The organism is Paludisphaera mucosa, assembly GCF_029589435.1.
GTDB classification, from domain to species: Bacteria; Planctomycetota; Planctomycetia; order Isosphaerales; family Isosphaeraceae; genus Paludisphaera; species Paludisphaera mucosa.
The window spans coordinates 214,471-232,209 of the sequence record NZ_JARRAG010000002.1 but is presented as its reverse complement, the minus strand read 5'-3'; the positions used below and the strand labels follow the sequence as shown (position 1 = coordinate 232,209).

Sequence of the window (17,739 nt, the reverse complement as noted above, 5' to 3'; positions counted from 1 at the left end):
CGAGGGTTGATCGGGGCCTCGGGATCTCCGAGGCCGGCGCGGCGTTGTGGAAAATCCGGAAGGCCGGCGTCGGACGACGAGCCCCTCATCCGGCCTTCGGCCCCCTTCTCCCACGAGGGGAGAAGGGAGTCTGGCGGCGGCTTACGGGGTCGCATCACGCATAGCGGCGGACGTCGGGGTCGACGTTGATCGACCAGGCGTCGATGCCCCCTTCGAGGTTCAGGACGCCGGCCAGGCCGCGGTCGGCGAGCCAACGCGCGACCATCATCGAGCGGACTCCGTGGTGGCAGTAGGCGACGACCGGGCCGCGGTCGAGCGCCTCGCGGATCGCGTCGAGGCGGGCCGGGACCGTACGCATCGGGATGAACAGGTCGCCGGCCGATGCCGGCGCGGCGATGGCGGCGAAGGCCCGCTCGTGGGTCTCCCGGACGTCCAGCAGGGTGATGGGCTCGCCGGCGTCGAGCCGCTCGCGGAGCGTCCGGGCGGTCAGCTCGACGATCGGCCCGAGGGCTTCGGTCGACATCGGGGGGCGGCCCTCCCTGGGCCGGAGCGGTCAGCTCGCGTCGAACTGGGCCTTGAGGAACGCCAGGTCGAGTTCCGGGTAGACCGGATACGATTCGAGGAGCTTGGCCACGCGGTCGCTGGCCTGCTTCTCGGCGGCCTGATCGAGCGTGTACTTGGCCTTGTCCTTGCCGCCCGACTTGCCCTCGGCGGGGACGATGTGGGTGAGGACCAGGTGGACGACCTCGGCGATCTCGCGCATCTCGGCCCGGCCCATGCCCAGGGTGGTGACGGCGGGGGTGCCGAACCGCAGGCCGCTGGTGTACCAGGGGCCGTTGGGGTCGAACGGGATCGGGTTGCGGTTGAGAGTGATCCCGCAGCGACGGACGGCGTCCTCGGCCTGGCGGCCGGTGACTCCCAGGGCCGAGGCCACGTCGACCAGGACCAGGTGGTTGTCGGTCCCGCCCGAGATCACGTTGAGCCCGACCGACACGAAGGCCTCGGCGAGCGCCCGGGAGTTCTCGACGATCTTGGCGGCGTAGGTCTTGAACTCGGGCCGCAGGGCCTCGGTGAACGCGACCGCCTTGGCCGCCATGACGTGGGGCAGGGGGCCGCCCAGCACGAGCGGGCAGCCGCGGTCGACGTGCTCGGCGAATTCCTTCTTGCAGAGCACGAGCCCGCCGCGGGGGCCGCGGAGCGTCTTGTGGGTGGTGGTCGTCACGACGTCGGCGAAGGCCAGCGGGTCCTCGTCGCCGGTCAGCACCTTGCCGGCGACCAGGCCCGAGAAGTGGGCCATGTCGACCATCAGGACCGCGCCCACCTTGTCGGCGATCTCGCGCATCCGGCGGTAGTTGATGTTGCGGGGATAGGCGCTGAAGCCCGCCAGCAGGATCAGCGGCCTCACTTCGAGGGCCTGGTTCTCGATGGCGTCGTAGTCGAGCAGGAAGGTCTCGCGGTCGACGGTGTAGCCGTGGGCCTCGAACATCTTGCCCGAGACGTTCAGGCGGTAGCCGTGCGTGAGGTGGCCGCCCGAGGCCAGGTCCATCCCCAGGAGCCGCTGGCTCCCCAGGGCGACGCGGACCTTGTTCCACTGCTCCAGGGGCATCTTGTTCCAGTCGGCCGGCGCGAGCGCGGCGGCGTTCTCGAGGCCGAGGATCTCGGCCATCGCGGGCAGCTCGACGCGGGCCCGGAGGATGGCCCAGAACGCGACCATGTTGGCGTCGGCCCCGCTGTGGGGCTGGGCGTAGGCGTGCTCGGCGCCGAACAGCTCGCAGGCCCGGGCGTTGGCCAGGTCCTCGACCGCGTCGACGTTGTCGCAGCCGGCGTAGAAGCGGTGGTGCGGGATCCCCTCGGCGTACTTGTCGGTCAGCAGGTTGCCCATGGCGAGCTGGGTGGCCAGCGACGAGTAGTTCTCGCTGGCGATCAGCTTGATGTTGCCGCGCTGGTCGGCCAGCTCCGCGACGATCGCGCGGGCGACGTCGGGGGCGACCCCCGCGACCGTCTCCAGGCTGGCGAGGTAGGCGAGGAACGCGGGGGAGACGTCGCCGGCGGCCTTGCCGGACAGGTAGCTCTGGATCAGGGAAGGTCGCATGTCGTGCCTTGGACTCGTGCCGAGGGATGGGCCGACGGCCCCGGACTGTCGCGTCGAGACCTTCCGGTTATAATCGACCCGTCGGAAAGCTCAATTGTATCGCCGGGCTCTCCGAAGGCTCAAGACCACGAGGCCCCCGCGGCCGCGAGGACCCGACCCATGGACCTGCGCATCGAACCCGGGAAGACGCGGATCGGCTGGATCGGGACCGGAGTGATGGGGACGTCGATGTGCGGCCGGCTGCTCGCCGCCGGCTACGCGGCGACCGTCTTCAACCGGACGCCGTCGAAGGTCGAGCCCCTGGTCGCGAAGGGGGCGAGGGCGGCGGCGTCGCCGGCCGAGGTCGCCGCGACCTCGGACGTGGTCTTCTCGATCGTCGGCCACCCCCGCGACGTCCGCGAGGTGATCCTGGGGGATCGCGGCGTGCTGTCCGCGGCGGCGGCCGGCTCGGTCCTCGTCGACATGACGACCAGCGAGCCCGCCCTGGCCGTCGAGATCGCCGAGCGGGCCCTCGCGGCGGGCGTGCACGCGCTCGACGCGCCGGTCTCCGGCGGCGACGTGGGCGCCCGCGAGGGCCGGCTGTCGATCATGATCGGCGGCGAGGCCGCGGTCGCCGAGGCCCTCCGGCCCCTGTTCGAGGCCATGGGCAAGACGATCGTCTTCCAGGGCGGGCCGGGCTCGGGCCAGCACGCCAAGATGGTCAACCAGATTCTGATCGCCGGCAACATGGTGGGCGTCTGCGAGGCCCTGCTCTACGCCCGCAAGGCCGGCCTGGACCTGGAGACGGTCCTCCGCAGCGTGGCCACTGGCGCGGCCGGCTCGTGGAGCCTGAGCAACCTCGCCCCCCGCATGATCGCCGGCGATTTCGAGCCCGGCTTCTTCGTCGAGCACTTCCTCAAGGATATGGGGATCGCCCTGGCCGAGGCGCGGCGGATGGGCCTCGCCATGCCCGGCCTGGCGCTCGCCGAACAGCTCTATCGGGCCGTCGCGGCGCAGGGCCGGGGACGCAAGGGGACCCAGGCCTTGGTGCTGGCGCTGGCCGACCTCTCGCGCGTCCCGTGGGAGGACCGCTTGAGCCCGGACGCCTCCTGAGGTATAAAATGGAGTTTTGAATCGGAGCGCGCCCCGCGGCGCCCTCCCGCGTCCGTGTCGATTCCGGAACCCAAGGAGAACGCATGGCCAGTCGTCGTCGAGGCAAAGGTCGCCGCAAGGTCGGTCGCAAGAAGCGCCGGATGCGGAGCAAGATCCGTCATCGCAAGAAATGAGCCGCCGGACTCAGGCCCCGCCGCAGCAGCCGACCGGTCGACGCCACGTCCCCGCCGGCCCGCCGCAGGACTGACTCCCCCCCGCCCAGGCAGAGCATTCGCGGTCAGCCTCGCCCCGAGGATCCCTCGGCGTGAGGCTGTTCGTGTTTTCGAAGCCGGCCGGATCGGGCGAGGGGCCGAAAATCGCCGAGTCGGGTTTCCGGAGGGGCGGGTCGGGCCGTATGATTGAGGCGACTCCCGCGATGCGGACCCGTCGCCAGCTCGCTCTTGCCTTCCCTGGGAGCAAGGCCATGGACAGTGAACCGGCTCATCGCCCTTCGTTGGAACTCCTCGAATCGACGCACCTGTTCCCCGGCAGCTACATCATCAAGGCGATCGGCCGGGCCGAGGACGATTTCGAGGGGCGGGTGGTCCAGGCCGTGTCGTCCCACCTGGCCGCGCCCTCCGACCTGGATTACTCGGTGCGGATCACGCCGGGGGGCCGCCACATCGCCGTGACGCTCGAGCTGACCGTCCAGAACGCCGAGCAGGTCCTCGCCATCTACGAGCAGCTCCGGGACGTCGGCGGCCTGGCCTATCTGATCTGATCCGATCCGACCGTCTCCCCCCGCGATCCTTTCCGCGCCGAAGCGCCGGACTTTTCGAATCTCCATGACGGACAGCCCCGCATCGCCCCAGTGGATCGACCTGTCGCAGTGCGACGACGCCCGCGACGTGGTGCATCGGGCCGTCGCCTGCCTGGCCCAGGGGGGCGTCGTCGGCCTGGCGACCGAGACGGTCTACTGCCTGGCCGCCAGCGCCCTGAATCCCGAGGGGGTCGCCCAGCTCCGTCGGCTCCGGGGCGACGCCGCGCCCCGGCCCCTGACCATCCTGGTGAAGGGCCCCGCGGAGGCGGCCGACTGGGTCCCGGGGATCCCCGCGATCGGCGGCCGATTGGCCCGCCGCTGCTGGCCCGGCCCGGTCGCCTTGATCTTCCCGCGCCCCTCCCGCGACGGCCTTTTCGACCGCCTCCCGGCACCGGTCAAGGCGATGATCTCGCCCGAAGGGGACGTGGCCCTCCGCTGCCCCGAGGATCCGCTGATCCGGCACCTCCTTCGGTTCTGCCCGGCCCCGCTGGTGCTCAGCCTGGTCCGCAACCCCGACCGCTCGCCGGCGACGACCGCCGACCCCCTGCGCGCCATGGCCGGCGTCGACATGGCCATCGACTCCGGGCCGACCCGCTTCGGCCGGGTCGCGACCGCCGTCCGCGTCCAGGACGACCGCTGGTCGATCGTCCGCGAGGGGGCCGTCGACGCCGCGACGCTCTCCCGACGCTCCGGGATCGTCCTGGCCTTCATCTGCACCGGCAACACCTGTCGCAGCCCGATGGCCGAGGCCATCTGCAAGGTCCTGCTCGCCCGCCGCCTGAACTGCGCCGTGGCCGACCTGGAGGAGCGGGGCTACCTCGTCGTCTCGGCGGGCGTCGCGGCCTCTCACGGCGCGCCGGCGGCCCCCCACGCCGTCGAGGTCCTTCGCGCCATGGGGGGCTCGCTCGACCAGCACCGCAGCCGCGCCGTCAGCCTCGACCTGATCCGCCAGGCCGACCGCGTCTTCGCGATGACCCTCGACCACCTGGACACCCTCCTCGACGCCGCCCCGGAGGCCGAAACCTTCGCGACGCTCCTCGACCCCGAGGGCGACGACGTCCCCGACCCGATCGGCTCCGACCATCAGACCTATCGCCGCACCGCCGAGGCCCTGGAGCGCATGCTCGACCGGCGGCTGGACGAACTCGGCGTTCCTCGGCCTGCCGTCGCCTGAGCACGAGGCCGCTGCTCGTCGCGACCGCTTCTTAAGCCCCGACCCGCAACGCGTTACGACGGTCCCGCCCCCCTAACGAATTCATCTCTCGAAAACGCGGAAAAAAATAGCTGTACACCACGCGTGAGGGCGTTATATTAAAGTTCGACCCACACGAGCAAGCATACATTGTTTCGGTTTGATGTATGAACTTCCGCCGAGTGTGGTGCCCGTCCCGGCATGGCCGCCGTCTCGTCGCCTAGCAGTCGCCTCATCCCGCCTCGATCGACTTGTAACAGGTCCTGGATCCGAATCGCCTTCTGAATCCGCCGGAAATGCCGTACCACCCAGGATCGCAGGGGATCCGCCGGTCACGGTGCACCAAGAGAGTTTGCCCGCTCGATGAGAGGATTCGCGATCCCCCGTGCAGCCATTGCGAGTCCCCGCCCGCGGGAGGCGCCGTTTCTCAAGGATATTCCAACATGTCCGAGACCCTTCCCTTCGCCTCCCTCCCCGCCCTCCGCCCGACGTCGATGGAGCCGTCTCCGCGACGCTCCGTAGCCGAACTGGTCCACGACCTGCTGGGCGGCCTGGCCCGCCTCGACGCCCGGAAGGGCTCGCGGCGCCTGAAGCAGTCGGTGCATCGCTATCACGACGCCGAGTTCAACTACATGGAGGTCGCCCTGCCGGGCCTCGACGGCGTCGAGGCCGATATCTGCATCCACGACGGCTGCATCTACGTCCGCATCCTTCGCTGAGGCGGGGCGCCCCTCTCCCGGACGGTCGAGGGCTCGTCGCGGCCCGGGGTTCGGCCTACGCCCGCTGCGAGCGGCCGCCGGCCCGGCCGAGTTCGGTCGGGCTTGCCAAGGGATCGAAGAATGTCGAGAATGGCCGGGCCGTCGCCGGACCTCGTCCGCGATCGACGCGTCGCGCCTGCGCCCGACGCGGGGGCGGATCGCGGCGGGATCGTGGGATCGACCCGACAGGAGTGGCAAGGATGGCCGTGGCGGCGCTGAATCTCGAAGAGGACGCGGTCGAGGGCCCGGACACCGCGGTCCATCGCCTGGGGCGGCACGTCTTCGAACGGGTCGCCGAGATCGGCGACGTCGGCCTCTTCTCGGCCCGGACGCTGGGCTGGATCTTCCGCCGCCGACCGCGCTGGTCGGTCCTGGTGCCGATCTTCTACGCGATCGGCGTCCAGAGCGTCTCGGTCGTGGCGATCACCGGCACGTTCATCGGCATGGTGCTGGCGGTCCAGGCGTACCACGAATTCCAGATGATGGGGCTGGCGACGCGGCTGGGCTCGGTGATCAACATCTCGCTCGTGAAGGAGCTGGGCCCGGTGCTGGCGGCGACGATGCTCGCCGGCCGGGTGGGCTCGTCGATGGCGGCCGAGCTGGGGACGATGCGGGTCACCGAGCAGATCGACGCCCTGTCGGCCCTGGGGACCGACCCCATCTATTACCTGGCGGTCCCCCGGTTCCTGGCCTGCCTGCTGCTGATCCCGCTCCTGACCCTGATGGCCGACTTCATGGGGGTCATCGGCGGCGCGGCGGTCTGCACCCAGGTGATGGGGGTCGACTCGTTCGCCTACTGGAAGCACTCGCGCGACTACGTCGAGGGGCTCGACATCCTCGCCGGCGTGCTCAAGAGCCTCTTCTTCGGGTCGGCGATCGCGCTGATCAGCTGCCATCGCGGGTTCAACTCGACCGCGGGGGCCGAGGGCGTGGGCAAGGCGGCGACCGAGGCGTTCGTCTTCTCGTTCATGGCGATCCTGTTCCTGGACTTCGTGCTCGGGCTGCTCTGGAACACCGCCTACCGCTCGATCTGGCCCCAGGCCTCGGGGCTCTTATGAGCGCCGGCCCGCCCCAGCCGACCCCCGCGCCGTCGAAGGGCCCGACGCCGGCCCCCGGCGGCGAGATGATCGAGTTCCAGGACGTCTGCATCCAGTTCCGCCAGCAGAAGGTCCTGCGCAACCTGAACCTGACGATCCGCCGGGGCGAGACGGTCTGCGTCATCGGCGAGAGCGGCTGCGGCAAGACGGTGCTGCTGAAGCTGATCATCGGCCTGCTGCACCCCACCAGCGGCCGGATCCTCTTCGACGGCGAGGACGTGACCCGCATGAACGCGCGGGCCATGGTGAAGCTGCGGCTGCGGTTCGGCTTCCTCTTCCAGATGGCGGCCCTGTTCGACAGCCTGAGCGTCTACGACAACGTGGCGTTCGGCCTCCGCGAGCACAAGGTCTGCGACGAGGAGCACGTCGCCTCGATCGTCGCCGAGCGGCTCCAGGACGTCGGCCTCCCCATGGGCCTGGAGCGCAAGAAGCCGGCCGAGCTTTCCGGCGGCCAGCGCAAGCGCGTGGGCCTGGCGCGGGCGCTGGCCCTCGACCCCGAGGTGATGCTCTACGACGAGCCGACCACGGGCCTCGACCCGATCATGACCGACGTCATCAACGAGCTGATCCTCCAGACCCAGCGGGGCGGCCACAAGTCGGGCGTGGTCGTCACCCACGAGATGCGGACGGTGGCCAAGGTGGCCGACCGGGTCGTCATGTTCTTCCCGCTGGCGCGGACCGGCCGCGGCCAGTCGCAGGTGATCTACGACGGCCCGCCCGACGGCCTGGAGGAGGCGGCCGACCCCCGCGTCCGCCAGTTCGTCAAGGGCGAGGCCGGCGAGCGGCTCCGCGAGCTGGCGGCCCAGAATCGCGCGGCGGGGCCGTGACCGACGCGGCCCCTGAAGTAGCAAGTCGAGGGTGCTCATGAATGAACGCGTCATGCAGTTTCGGCTGGGCATGTTCGTCATCGTCGCCGGCCTGGTGCTAACGATGCTGGTGGTCTGGTTCGGCGAGTCCCCCCAGATCCTCCGCGAGCGCGGGTTCCTGAAGGTCCACTACGCCGAGGCCCCGGGCGTGCTCCAGGGCGTGGCCGTGCGCAAGAGCGGCATCCGCGTGGGCGAGGTCGTCGGCATCGACTTCGACGACCGTCCCAACCAGCCCGACGGCGTGCTCGTGACGATCGCCCTGGAAAGCCGGTTCAAGCTCCGTAAGGGCTCGATCCCCCGCCTCACCCGGTCGTTGATCGGCGACGTCACCGTCGACCTGCTCCCCGGCGAGGGCGAGGGCCTGCTTGAGACCTCGACCACCCCCGCCACCGCGCCGATCATCGAGGGCGAGGTCGCCGCCGACCCGTCCAAGGCCCTGGCCGCCGCGACCAAGGTCTTCGAGAGCGCCGGCGACACCCTCAAGACGATCCAGGAGGCCGCCGCCGGCCTGTCCAAGCTCTCGTCGAGCGCCGGCAAGCTCGACGAATTCCTCGCCACCTGGAACACCACCGGCAAGGACCTCTCGTCCGCCTCGACCGGCATCCGGACCTTCGTCGACGAGAACCAGACGGCCGTGAAGGAGGCGCTCGCCAACATCCAGAAGGCGTCCGACCGCCTCAACTCCACCCTCGACCCCGCCACCCAGGACGCGCTCAAGACCGGGATCGCCAAGTTCTCCTCGGCCGCCGGGCGGCTGGACGTGGCGCTCGCCGACGCCGCCCCGCTGATGAAGGACCTGGGCGCGCCGGTCGACAAGACGCCGGCGACCGACCTCGGCCAGACCGTGCGGCGGGTGAACCGGATCGCCTCGGACGTCGAGCTGCTCTCCAACACCCTCCGCAACGGCCGCGGCGGGCTCAACACGTCGGGCTCGATCCAGAGGCTGCTGACCCAGTCCGAGCTGTACGACAACTTCAACGCCATGGCCGTGTCCGCCAATCAGGCGCTCGTCCAGCTCCGGGTGGCCCTGGCGTCGTTCCGCGACTTCGCCGAGAAGGTCTCACGCGACCCCGGCGCGATCTCGCGCGGCGCCCTCAGCGGCGGCCGCTGAGCCGCGTCCGCCCCGGCTCACCCCGGCGGCCGCGCCGCCGACTCGCCGGCGAGCCAGCCGGTGCTCCAGGCGGCCTGGAAGTTGTACCCGCCGATCAGGCCGTCCAGGTCGAGCACCTCGCCGGCCAGGTGGAAGCCGGGCGCCAGGCGACTCTCCAGGGTCTTCGGGTCGACCTCGTCGAGAGCCACGCCGCCGCTGGAGACCTCGGCCTTCTCGAAGCCCAGCGTCCCCGCGATCGGCAGGGCCAGCCCCTTGAGCGCCGCGACCAGGCGGATCCGCTCGGGCCGCGACAGGTCGGGCCCGGTCCGCGAGCGGGGGACGCCGCAGTGGTCGAGGACGCACTCCGCCAGGCGGTGCGGAAGGTCGGCCGACAGGATCGAGGCGATCCCGGCCTTGCCCCGCCGCGCCGCCTCCTGGATCCGCCGGTCGACGTCCTCGCGCGACTCGTCGGGCCGGAGGTCGATCCGCAGCTCCAGGCGCTCTTCGCCCTCGCGGCGGGCCTCGGCCCGGCTGACGTCCAGGATGGCCGGCCCGCTCAGGCCGGTGTGCGTGAACAGGACCGCCTCACGCCGCTGCGCCAGCGCCGGGCCGGACGGGCCGTGGACCGAGACGACGACGTCGGGCAGGCTGAGTCCCCGGAGCGTCGGCACCCACTCGGGGACCACCCGCAAGGGGACCAGCGCGGGCCGGACGTCGACGATCGTATGCCCGAGCGCCCGCGCGATCGCGTAGCCGTCGCCCGTCGTCCCGCACCCCGGGAACGACCGGCCGCCGACCGCCAGGACGACCGCTCGCGCGTGGATATGTCCATCGCCCGCCGCGATCCGCCAGCCGTCCTCGACGCGCTCGACCGACCGCGCCGGGCTCAGGTAACGCACCTCGGCGCCCGATCGGCCCAACCGTCTCAGGAGCGCCTCCAGGACGTCGACGGCGCGGTCGGAGACGGGGAAGAGCTTGCCGTTGGCCTCGACCTTCAGGGCCACGCCCTCGGCCTCGAACAGCCGGACGCTCTGGTCGACGTCGAACTTCCGGAGCGACGGCCCCAGGAACGGCCCGCCCGGCCCGAAGGCGTCCTGAATCGCGCGGACGCCGCGCAGCAGCTTCGGGTCGAAGCCCGGGTCGACCGGCCCCGAGACCGCCTCCAGCCGCCGCAGCCCCCGGGCGTTGGTGACGTTGCACCGCGTGCCGCCCGACATCAGGATCTTCACGCCCGGCTTGCGGTTCTTCTCCAGCAGGACCACCCTCGCCCCGCACTCCGCCGCCCGCGCCGCCGCGACCAGCCCGGCCGCGCCGGCCCCCAGGACGGCCACGTCGAACAGGTCGGAGTCTTGCTGATGCGTCACGAGGATCGGAGCCGCCGAGGGTTGGGGAATCTCACCGACCACGATACCCGCCCGCCCCTCGGTGTTCCAACTCGGGCCGTTCGCGAGGCCCCGCGAGATCGGCTTCGAATCGGCTTCATTCGCATCGGAGACCAACAAAGCCATCGGACGTAAGGTGAATTTCGATGGTAGTTTAAGGCCGGCTTTTCGGGGTTTTCGTCGGCCGCGGTTTTTTCATTTTCTCCCCTTTTCGCGTCGTCGTGAGGGCTTGCCGCTGCGTTCGATCGGACGGTTTAGACTCCCGAGTAACCATACTCTCATTCGGGCGATTAGGGAGAGCCGGATCCCTCTCCCGGTGGGAGAAGGGTGATTTCATCCTTTGACGTCGAGGCCGGATCGCCCGGTCACTTCGCGTCCTTGAGGTGCCTGTCGAACCAGGCGAAGGCGTCGCGTTGCATCTCCAGGTCGAAGCGGTGGCCGCCGGGGTAGAACTTGCCCTCGTAGGCTTCGGGGGCGCCGCCCCTGGCGAACGTCTCGCGGAGGATGGCGTCGGCGCGGCGCATCTCGGGGAGGGTGTAGAGGCCGTCCTCGCTGCCGTTCAGGACCATCGTCGGCGATGGCGCCCGCAGGGCGAGGATCTCGGGGAAGTCGAGGTCGCGGGGGAGCAGGGGGGCGTAGGCCATCCAGGTGTGCGTATACGACTTGTTGAGGATGAAGTCGCGCCAGGTCGTCATGAAGCCGACGGCCACCGCGCACCGGATCCGGTCGTCGAGGCCGCCGAGGTAGACGGTCCGCATGCCGCCGCCCGAGAGCCCCGCGCAGCCGACCCGGCCCGGGTCGACGTCGGCGCGGGCGCACAGGACGTCCAGCGCCCGCTGGTCCTCGACGACGTACACGCCCGGCCAGGTCGTGCCGGCGCTCAGGAGGCCCTTCTCCATGACGTCTTCATGGGCGGAGGCGAACTTGTTGTAGCGCTTCACGCCCTCGGCGTCGGTCGGCTCGGGGTCGACGCCGTCCTCGCGGATCCGCTCGGGGACGTCGGCCACCCGCACGCGGCGGCTGGCGAACGGGAAGGTGTCGTGGACCAGGACGGCGTAGCCCCGCTTCGCCAGCGCGTTGGCCCACGCGACGCCGCCGTAGTACTGGTCGTGGTGGTCGACCAGGATCGGCCAGAGCGTCTCGTCGATCCGGGCGATCTTCCGCCAGCCCAGGAACTTGTTGCCGCCGTGGTCGTGCAGCCCCAGCACCGCGGGCAGCCGCCCCGTCGCGCCGGCGGGCTTGAGGAACACCGCCTCCGTCCGGGGCCCCCCGGGAAGCTGCCACGACAGCCGCTCGACGTGGAGCCCGTCGTACTCCCGCGACTCCTCGACGCGGACCTCCGGGACGCCCCCCTGGTCGACGGGCGCGAGGCATTCCCAGGTCCGCTCGCGGCCGACCTTCCGCCATTCGTCGAGCGTCCTCCAGCGCCCCGTGCGGAACGACAGCCGCGCCGGCCCGTCGCCGAGGACCTTGTCCGACAACCAGGGCCCATACGCCCCGACCAGGTTGGGCCGGGGCCCGTCCGGCGCGGGAGCGGGAGCGCCGTCCTCGGCGCCCGCCGTCGTCAGGAAGGCTCCCAGCATCAGGATCACGGTCGGCGTGGCGAGCTTCGGCGCGCGGTACGTCATGGTCCGTCCTTCGGTGCGTCGGAAGGGGGCGTGAGGAGGTTCGCGAGGCGTTCGAGGGCGTCGTCGGGGGCGGCGAGGCGGACGGCGCGGCGGGCGGGGTCGACCGGCTCGATCGTGATCCACCAGGCGTCCGGGGGCAAGGCGGCGGCGACGCGGTCGGCCCACTCGACGAGGCAGATCCCGCCGGCCGTCCAGTAGTCGGCCGGGCCCAGGTCGTCGAAGGCGGCGGTGGAGGTGAGGCGGTACACGTCGAAGTGATAGATCGGGATCGCGCCCTCGTATTCATGGATGAGCACGAACGTCGGGCTGGCGATGGCGAGGGGGTCGACGTCGAGGGCCTCGGCGATCGCGCGGACGAGCCGGGTCTTGCCGGCCCCGAGCGGGCCGACGAGGCCGACGACCGTGTCCGGCGCCAGGACGGCGGCGAGGGCCCGGCCGAGCGCGTCGGTCTCGGCCTCGCCGTCGAGTTCGATCCGCAGGCCGTCCTCGTCGCGCGCGACGTTCATGGGGGGGAGGGCCCCCGGAAATGGTCGAAGCCCCGGGGCTCGACCGCGGTGATTCGGCCGTCGGACCCGCGGAGGCGGACGCCGGGCGTCGCGACGATCGTCCCGATGCGGTGGAGAACGACCCCATCGGGCGGCCCGTTCACGATCGCCTCGGCCGCGTCGGCCGGGACGGTGAAGCACAGCTCGAAGTCCTCGCCGTCGTCGAGCGCGTGCCGGAGTGCGGGGACGCCGTCCTCGCGGGCCATGTCGATCGCGTCGGGATGGATCGGGATCGCGTCGGCGTCGAGCACCGCGCCCAGGCCGCCGCTCTCGTCGAGGATGTGGCCGAGGTCGGACGAGAGGCCGTCGGACAGGTCGATCATCGCGTGCAGCGTCGTCGCCCTCAGCAGGGCGGCCGCCTCGGCGACGCGGGGCTCGGGCCGGAGGTGGCGGCCCCGGAACAGGCTGCCGCCGAGCGGGCCGGTGACGAAGACCGCGTCGCCGACGCGCGCGTGCGAGCGGCCGGGCGATCCCAGCGGGGACGCCTCGCCGATGAGCGTCACCGACACGACGAGCGGGCCGTCCCAGGCGTTGGTGTCGCCGCCGACGATGTGGACGGAGAAGCGGTCGGCCATGCGTCGCAGGCCGGCGTCGAGCCCCTGGCCGACGGCGACCGCGTCCCGCCGCGGCAGCGCGACGGCGACCGTCGCGAACCGGGGGACGCCCGCCATCGCGGCGACGTCCGAGATGTTCACGCCCATCGCCTTGTTCCCGACCGCCTCGGGGCCGACCTCGGCGAGCCGGAAGTGGCGGCCGTCCATCAGCATGTCGGTCGTCACGAGCGTCAGCCGCTCGCGCAAGCCGACCGTCGCGCAGTCGTCGCCGACGTCGCCGAAGACGCCGTCCTCGGGCGTGAGCGCCGGCCGCCGGCCCCGGATCCACTCGATCAGGCCGAATTCGCCCGTGATGGGTTGTTCACTCATGGACGTGAATCCGCTTCGACGATGGGCGGACTCCCGCCAGGAAGCCGCGCACGGCCTGCTCGGCGGCCCGGGCGAGCAGGTCCGGGGCCCGGGCCATCGCGTCGTCGAGGCTCATGGGGCCGGGGCATATGGGGAAGTAGGCGTCGAGCCCTTGCGCGAGGCATTGCTCCGCCCCTTCGCCGATCGAGCCCACGAGGGCGAACGTGGGGACGCCGAGCGAGCGCGCCAGCCTCGCCACGCCGACGGCCGTCTTGCCGAAGGCGCTCTGGGCGTCGAGCGACCCTTCGCCCGTCAGGCAGAGGTCGGCGCCGCGGAGCTTGTCCGCCAGGCCGACGGCCTCGATCACGAGGTCGATGCCCGGCTCCAGACGGCCGCCCGCGAACGCGACCAGCCCCGCGCCGAGGCCGCCCGCGGCCCCCGCGCCGGGGATCTCGGCGACCGCGACGCCCAGGTCGCGCTCGATCGCCTCCGCCAGCCGGGCGAGGTTGCGGTCGAGTTGCTCGACCATCGCCGGCGTCGCCCCCTTCTGGGGGCCGTAAACCGCCGAGGCGCCCGAGGGGCCGCATAAAGGGTTGGTCACGTCGCAGGCCACGGCGATTTCGACGCCCGTCAGGGCGCGCGCGGCCCCGTCGCGCTCGATGCGGTCGAGGTCCGCGAGCGGGCCGCCGCCGGGGCCGATCTCGCGGCCCTGGGCGTCGATCAGGCGATAGCCGAGGGCCTGCGCCAGCCCCGCGCCGCCGTCGTTGGTCGCGCTGCCGCCGATGCCGACGATCAGTCGGTGGACGCCCGTGCCGGCCGCGGCCAGGATCAACTCGCCGACGCCCCGCGTCGTGGCCCGGAGCGGGTCGCGACGGTCTTTGGGGACGAGGACCAGCCCGGCGGCCTTCGCCATCTCCACGACGGCCGTGCGTCCGTCGCCGAGCAGGCCGTAGCGCGCCGCGATCGGCTCGCCCATCGGGCCCGTCACGCGGATCTCGCGGAAGGATCCGTCGGTGGCCGCGACGAGGGCCTCGACGATCCCCTCGCCGCCGTCGGCCATGGGCGCGGCGACGACATCGGCCTTAGGGTCGGCCGCGTGCACGCCTCGCGCGATCGCCCGGGCGGCCTCGGCGGCCGTCAGGCTCCCCTTGAACTTGTCTGGAGCGATCACGATCCGCATCGACGCCCACCCGGAGTCGGATGCGAGGCCGACCGGTCGGCGCTCGTCATCCTCCCCAGTGTGGGCGCGCCGGGCGGGGGAGCGTCAAGCGCCGACCGCCTGCATGAGCCGATCGGCCTCGCGCTCGTTCGGCAGCTCGAAGCAGATCTCCTGGCGCTTGATCGAGACGCTCATGGGGGCCTCGATGCCGATGCGCACCTGGTGGCCGTCGATCTTCGCGACCACGATCCGGATGTCCGACCCGATCTGGATGACCTCGCCCAACTTCCTGCTCAGGACCAGCATGATCTATCCTCCATGTTCGATTCGATCGGTTTCGGTCGCCGGTGAGCCCGGCGTCTCCTCACGCTTGGGGCTCGATGGCTTGAGTAAAAGCACCTCCCGTGCCAAGACCCGGTATGGGCTGGGCGAGTTCGCGGCCAGGCCGGATTTTCGGCCCAAACTAGGCCTCCGTGAGGTTCCGAGGTCGCCCGGGCCGTGACGGTCAAGCCGGATTTCTGTAAGATCGCCCGGAGATTTGCAAAAGTTACCTGCAGCGAGAGGTCGACCAGGCGTGGCAGAGGCGACGAAGGCGGTCCCGGTCGGCGCACCCGCGCAGGAGTTCGCGCCCCGGAGCCCGGTCGTCGCGGTCGTGGTGATCCTCGCGCTTCTCGTTTGGCTCTTCCCCTTCAGTTTGGGAACGGCCATGCCGGTCGGGGGCGACGTCACCCAGTTCTTCCTCGGTTTGATGAGCGTTTTGGCGACCTCGCTGGCCGAACGCCGCATCCCAGTGTGGAACGACCTCTGGGGTTATGGCTTCCCGGGCGTCGGCGAGAGCCAGATGGGGGCCTTCTATCCGCCCCACCTGGTGCTCTACGGGCTGCTGGGCGTCGAGCGGGCGTACGTCGCCAGCCTGTTGCTGCACACCCTGTGGGGAGGGCTGGGCGGATACTGGGCTTCCCGAAAGTTCGGGGCGGGCCGACTGGGGGCGGGGCTGGCCGGTTTCGCGTTCGCGGCGTCGGGATTCTTCGTCATCCACATGCCGCACCCCTGGGGATACACGACGGGCTCATGGCTCCCCTGGGCCTGGGGGCTGGTGTGGGGCCTGCTGAAGGATCAAGGGCCCGGGACGGCCCGCAGGCTGTTCCTGCTGTCCGTCGTGCTGGCGATCCAGGTGCTGCCGGGACATTTCCAGGTCGCCTTCATGACCCAGGCGACGGTCGCGGTCATAGCGGCCTGGACGCTGCTGGAAAGGGCGGCGAGACGGACGCCCGGCGTCGCGGCCGGGCGGTCCGGGCTGGTCGTGCTGGGGCTGACGGTCGTCTTGCCGATGGCCGCGGCGCAGGTCTGGCCGACGGCCCGGCTGGCGGGGCTCGCGGCCGATCGTCGCGACTACGAATACCTCTCGGGTTTCGCCGCGACGCCCTTCCACCTCGTCAGCCTCGCCGCGCCCAACCTGTTCCACCGCTCGCCGCTGTGGCGACCGCTGGTCTGGGACCCGTTCCACACCTCGCCCGAGGAATACCTGGCCTACGTCGGGATCGCTCCGTTGTTCCTGGCGGTGCTGGTCGTCGTCCGCGAGGCCCGACGGGATGCCGCCGTGCGATGCCTGGCCGTCCTGGCGGCCGTCTGCCTGGTGCTCAGCCTGGGGCCGTACGTGCCGGGATTCGGGTGGCTGATCCGGCTGCCCGGCTTCTCGTTCTTCCGCGCCCCGGCCCGCTGGGGGCTCCCGATGTCGCTGGCGCTGGCCATGCTGGCGGGCCTCGGGGTCGATCGCTGGCGGACGTGGGAGCGGCCCGCGCGGGGCCTCTTGCCGTTGGCGGTGCTCGCCTTCCTGTGGATCGGCGCGGCCGTGGGGCTCGTCGAGCTGGCGCTCTGGTCGACGTCGCCTTCGGGGAGTCGCGTCGCGGCCGACCTGTACGAGCGGGCCTTCAGGATCCGGCCCTGGGAGGGGGATCCCGACTTTCGCAGCGTGGCGAGCCTGGCGCGGCGGCCTTCGACCGACCCGCTGATCCCGCCGGCCCTGGAACGGGCGGGATATCGCCGGGAGACGGCCCCGCGCGACGCGCGGTCGTTCGAGCAGCGCCGGTTCGAGATCTACCGCGCGGAGCTGGCGGGGACGCTGGCGATCCTCGCGGCCGTCGCGGCGCTGGCGTGCGTGCCCAGGCTGCACCCCCACGCGCCGATCGTCCTCGTCGCGTTGACGGCGGTCGACCTGATGCTGCTGGGGCGACATCGCCTGGTCGACGTCGGCCCGCTCCGGCCGCTGGGCGAGCAGAGCCCGGTGCTGGCGAGGCTGGCGAAGGAGCCGCGGGGCACGCGGATTATCGACCCCCTGCGCAACCTGCCCATGGCCGCCGGCCTGGCCCCGGTGCAGGCCTACCGGACGCTCGACCTGCCCGCGCTCACGCCGCTCGCCACGGTCGCCCGAGGGTCCCTCGAAGCCGGGCCCGGCCGGGACGCCGTCCTCCGCGCCCTCCGCGCGACCGGCGCGGGTCTGCGCCTGCTCGACCCGATCGAGGTCGCCGCGATGCGCATGCGGAACGCCGAGCCGCCCGGGACGGTCGAGTCGATCGCCGACCCCGACCTCGCCCGCTGGCTCTTCGGCGCGGACTGGAACCCGTCCCGCCAGGCCTGGGCCGACGAGTTCCAGATCGTCCGGCCGGCGGCCGAAGGCCCCCGCGCCTGGCTGCCGGCCTCGGACGTCCCCGAGGACTGGGACGGCGACCCGAGGCCGGTCCTCGACGCGCTCGACCGCGCCCGGCCGCTGAAGGCCGAGTCGAGGTCGCCCGTCGAATGGGAGATCGCGCTGGAGGGCGTCGCCCGGCCCGGGCCGGTGCTGGTCTCGGTGTTGTACGACCCCCAGTGGCTGGCCGTGGTGGTCGACGGCGGCCGCGAGACGCCCGCGAACATCGGGCCGGCGTTCCGGGTCGGGAAGGGGGGCGGGGCCTGGATGCGGATCGGGCTCGCCGCCGCGCCGGGGCCGGGGGCTGTGCTGCGGCTTCGGTACGACGCGGCCGACGTCCGCCAGGGGCTTTGGGCCTCGGGAGCTTGCTGGACGGCCTGGGGCTTGGCGATACTTTATGCATCGCGGCGGGGGCGTCGAGTCGCCCGGCCCGCGGCGGACTGACCCGGTA

16 protein-coding genes are annotated in these 17,739 nt (G+C 71.7%); 8 read left to right on the top strand and 8 right to left on the bottom strand.

What is annotated here, in order from left to right:
- Nucleotides 1–154: 154 nt before the first annotated feature.
- Together PZE19_RS10440 and PZE19_RS10435 are read right to left on the bottom strand one after the other, a co-directional pair.
- The gene (locus tag PZE19_RS10440; RefSeq protein ID WP_277860555.1) at nt 155–523 is read right to left on the bottom strand and encodes a rhodanese-like domain-containing protein; all 369 of its coding nucleotides are present in this window, start codon (nt 521–523) and stop codon (nt 155–157) included.
- A gap of 30 nt (nt 524–553) precedes the next feature.
- Complete coding sequence (locus PZE19_RS10435; protein ID WP_277860554.1) at nt 554–2,092, bottom strand: glycine hydroxymethyltransferase; 1,539 nt, start codon at nt 2,090–2,092, stop codon at nt 554–556.
- Between the two features lie 159 nt (nt 2,093–2,251).
- On the opposite strand from PZE19_RS10435, the gene PZE19_RS10430 reads away from it, so the two are divergent.
- The 7 genes from PZE19_RS10430 (at nt 2,252) to PZE19_RS10400 (ending at nt 9,007) form a co-directional block, all read left to right on the top strand.
- The gene (locus tag PZE19_RS10430) at nt 2,252–3,184 is read left to right on the top strand and encodes an NAD(P)-dependent oxidoreductase (protein WP_277860553.1); all 933 of its coding nucleotides are present in this window, start codon (nt 2,252–2,254) and stop codon (nt 3,182–3,184) included.
- Between the two features lie 463 nt (nt 3,185–3,647).
- Nucleotides 3,648–3,944, top strand: coding sequence for a YbeD family protein (locus tag PZE19_RS10425; RefSeq protein ID WP_277860552.1), 297 nt, complete (start codon nt 3,648–3,650; stop codon nt 3,942–3,944).
- 64 nt (nt 3,945–4,008) lie between these two features.
- A complete protein-coding gene (locus PZE19_RS10420) occupies nt 4,009–5,157 on the top strand; it encodes a Sua5/YciO/YrdC/YwlC family protein (RefSeq protein ID WP_277860551.1) in 1,149 nt (382 codons plus the stop codon).
- A 461-nt stretch (nt 5,158–5,618) separates the two neighbouring features.
- Entirely contained in the window at nt 5,619–5,894 is a 276-nt protein-coding gene (locus PZE19_RS10415; protein ID WP_277860550.1) for a hypothetical protein, read from the top strand.
- Nucleotides 5,895–6,133: 239 nt separating this feature from the next.
- The gene (locus tag PZE19_RS10410; protein WP_277860549.1) at nt 6,134–6,991 is read left to right on the top strand and encodes an MlaE family ABC transporter permease; all 858 of its coding nucleotides are present in this window, start codon (nt 6,134–6,136) and stop codon (nt 6,989–6,991) included.
- Nucleotides 6,988–7,857 (top strand): ABC transporter ATP-binding protein, encoded by an 870-nt coding sequence (locus PZE19_RS10405; RefSeq protein WP_277860548.1) that lies wholly within the window; start codon nt 6,988–6,990, stop codon nt 7,855–7,857. Before PZE19_RS10410 ends, PZE19_RS10405 begins: the two co-directional genes overlap by 4 nt.
- 37 nt (nt 7,858–7,894) lie before the next feature.
- Nucleotides 7,895–9,007, top strand: a complete 1,113-nt coding sequence (locus PZE19_RS10400) for an MlaD family protein (protein ID WP_277860547.1) — start codon at nt 7,895–7,897, stop codon at nt 9,005–9,007.
- 17 nt (nt 9,008–9,024) lie between these two features.
- Here PZE19_RS10400 and PZE19_RS10395 read toward each other — a convergent pair whose 3' ends face one another.
- The 6 genes from PZE19_RS10395 to PZE19_RS10370 all read right to left on the bottom strand — a co-directional run bounded on the left by PZE19_RS10395 (nt 9,025) and on the right by PZE19_RS10370 (nt 14,908).
- The gene (locus tag PZE19_RS10395) at nt 9,025–10,350 is read right to left on the bottom strand and encodes a BaiN/RdsA family NAD(P)/FAD-dependent oxidoreductase (RefSeq protein ID WP_277860546.1); all 1,326 of its coding nucleotides are present in this window, start codon (nt 10,348–10,350) and stop codon (nt 9,025–9,027) included.
- A 383-nt stretch (nt 10,351–10,733) separates the two neighbouring features.
- On the bottom strand, nt 10,734–11,996 hold the full coding sequence (locus tag PZE19_RS10390; protein WP_277860545.1) for an alpha/beta hydrolase family protein: 1,263 nt from the start codon (nt 11,994–11,996) through the stop codon (nt 10,734–10,736).
- A complete protein-coding gene (tsaE, locus tag PZE19_RS10385) occupies nt 11,993–12,502 on the bottom strand; it encodes a tRNA (adenosine(37)-N6)-threonylcarbamoyltransferase complex ATPase subunit type 1 TsaE (RefSeq protein ID WP_277860544.1) in 510 nt (169 codons plus the stop codon). Before tsaE ends, PZE19_RS10390 begins: the two co-directional genes overlap by 4 nt.
- On the bottom strand, nt 12,499–13,464 hold the full coding sequence (gene thiL / locus PZE19_RS10380) for a thiamine-phosphate kinase (protein ID WP_277860543.1): 966 nt from the start codon (nt 13,462–13,464) through the stop codon (nt 12,499–12,501). The genes tsaE and thiL overlap by 4 nt, the downstream gene beginning before the upstream one ends.
- Nucleotides 13,457–14,623, bottom strand: a complete 1,167-nt coding sequence (locus PZE19_RS10375; protein ID WP_277860542.1) for a glycerate kinase — start codon at nt 14,621–14,623, stop codon at nt 13,457–13,459. Before PZE19_RS10375 ends, thiL begins: the two co-directional genes overlap by 8 nt.
- A gap of 84 nt (nt 14,624–14,707) precedes the next feature.
- Entirely contained in the window at nt 14,708–14,908 is a 201-nt protein-coding gene (locus PZE19_RS10370) for a carbon storage regulator (protein WP_277860541.1), read from the bottom strand.
- Between the two features lie 268 nt (nt 14,909–15,176).
- Between PZE19_RS10370 and PZE19_RS10365 the strand changes: the two genes are divergently transcribed.
- Nucleotides 15,177–17,732 carry a putative glycosyltransferase family protein gene (locus PZE19_RS10365; protein ID WP_277860540.1) on the top strand — a complete coding sequence of 852 codons (2,556 nt, stop codon included), beginning with the start codon at nt 15,177–15,179 and terminating at the stop codon, nt 17,730–17,732.
- The last annotated feature ends 7 nt before the right edge of the window (nt 17,733–17,739 follow it).

Excerpts from the sequence above, each read along its gene's own strand:
- PZE19_RS10440 (WP_277860555.1), bottom strand. The coding sequence starts at position 523 with ATGTCGACCGAAGCCCTCGGGCCGATCGTCGAGCTGACCGCCCGGACG.
- PZE19_RS10435 (WP_277860554.1), bottom strand. The coding sequence starts at position 2,092 with ATGCGACCTTCCCTGATCCAGAGCTACCTGTCCGGCAAGGCCGCCGGC.
- PZE19_RS10430 (WP_277860553.1), top strand. The coding sequence starts at position 2,252 with ATGGACCTGCGCATCGAACCCGGGAAGACGCGGATCGGCTGGATCGGG.
- PZE19_RS10425 (WP_277860552.1), top strand. The coding sequence starts at position 3,648 with ATGGACAGTGAACCGGCTCATCGCCCTTCGTTGGAACTCCTCGAATCG.
- PZE19_RS10420 (WP_277860551.1), top strand. The coding sequence starts at position 4,009 with ATGACGGACAGCCCCGCATCGCCCCAGTGGATCGACCTGTCGCAGTGC.
- PZE19_RS10415 (WP_277860550.1), top strand. The coding sequence starts at position 5,619 with ATGTCCGAGACCCTTCCCTTCGCCTCCCTCCCCGCCCTCCGCCCGACG.
- PZE19_RS10410 (WP_277860549.1), top strand. The coding sequence starts at position 6,134 with ATGGCCGTGGCGGCGCTGAATCTCGAAGAGGACGCGGTCGAGGGCCCG.
- PZE19_RS10405 (WP_277860548.1), top strand. The coding sequence starts at position 6,988 with ATGAGCGCCGGCCCGCCCCAGCCGACCCCCGCGCCGTCGAAGGGCCCG.
- PZE19_RS10400 (WP_277860547.1), top strand. The coding sequence starts at position 7,895 with ATGAATGAACGCGTCATGCAGTTTCGGCTGGGCATGTTCGTCATCGTC.
- PZE19_RS10390 (WP_277860545.1), bottom strand. The coding sequence starts at position 11,996 with ATGACGTACCGCGCGCCGAAGCTCGCCACGCCGACCGTGATCCTGATG.
- tsaE (WP_277860544.1), bottom strand. The coding sequence starts at position 12,502 with ATGAACGTCGCGCGCGACGAGGACGGCCTGCGGATCGAACTCGACGGC.
- thiL (WP_277860543.1), bottom strand. The coding sequence starts at position 13,464 with ATGAGTGAACAACCCATCACGGGCGAATTCGGCCTGATCGAGTGGATC.
- PZE19_RS10375 (WP_277860542.1), bottom strand. The coding sequence starts at position 14,623 with ATGCGGATCGTGATCGCTCCAGACAAGTTCAAGGGGAGCCTGACGGCC.
- PZE19_RS10370 (WP_277860541.1), bottom strand. The coding sequence starts at position 14,908 with ATGCTGGTCCTGAGCAGGAAGTTGGGCGAGGTCATCCAGATCGGGTCG.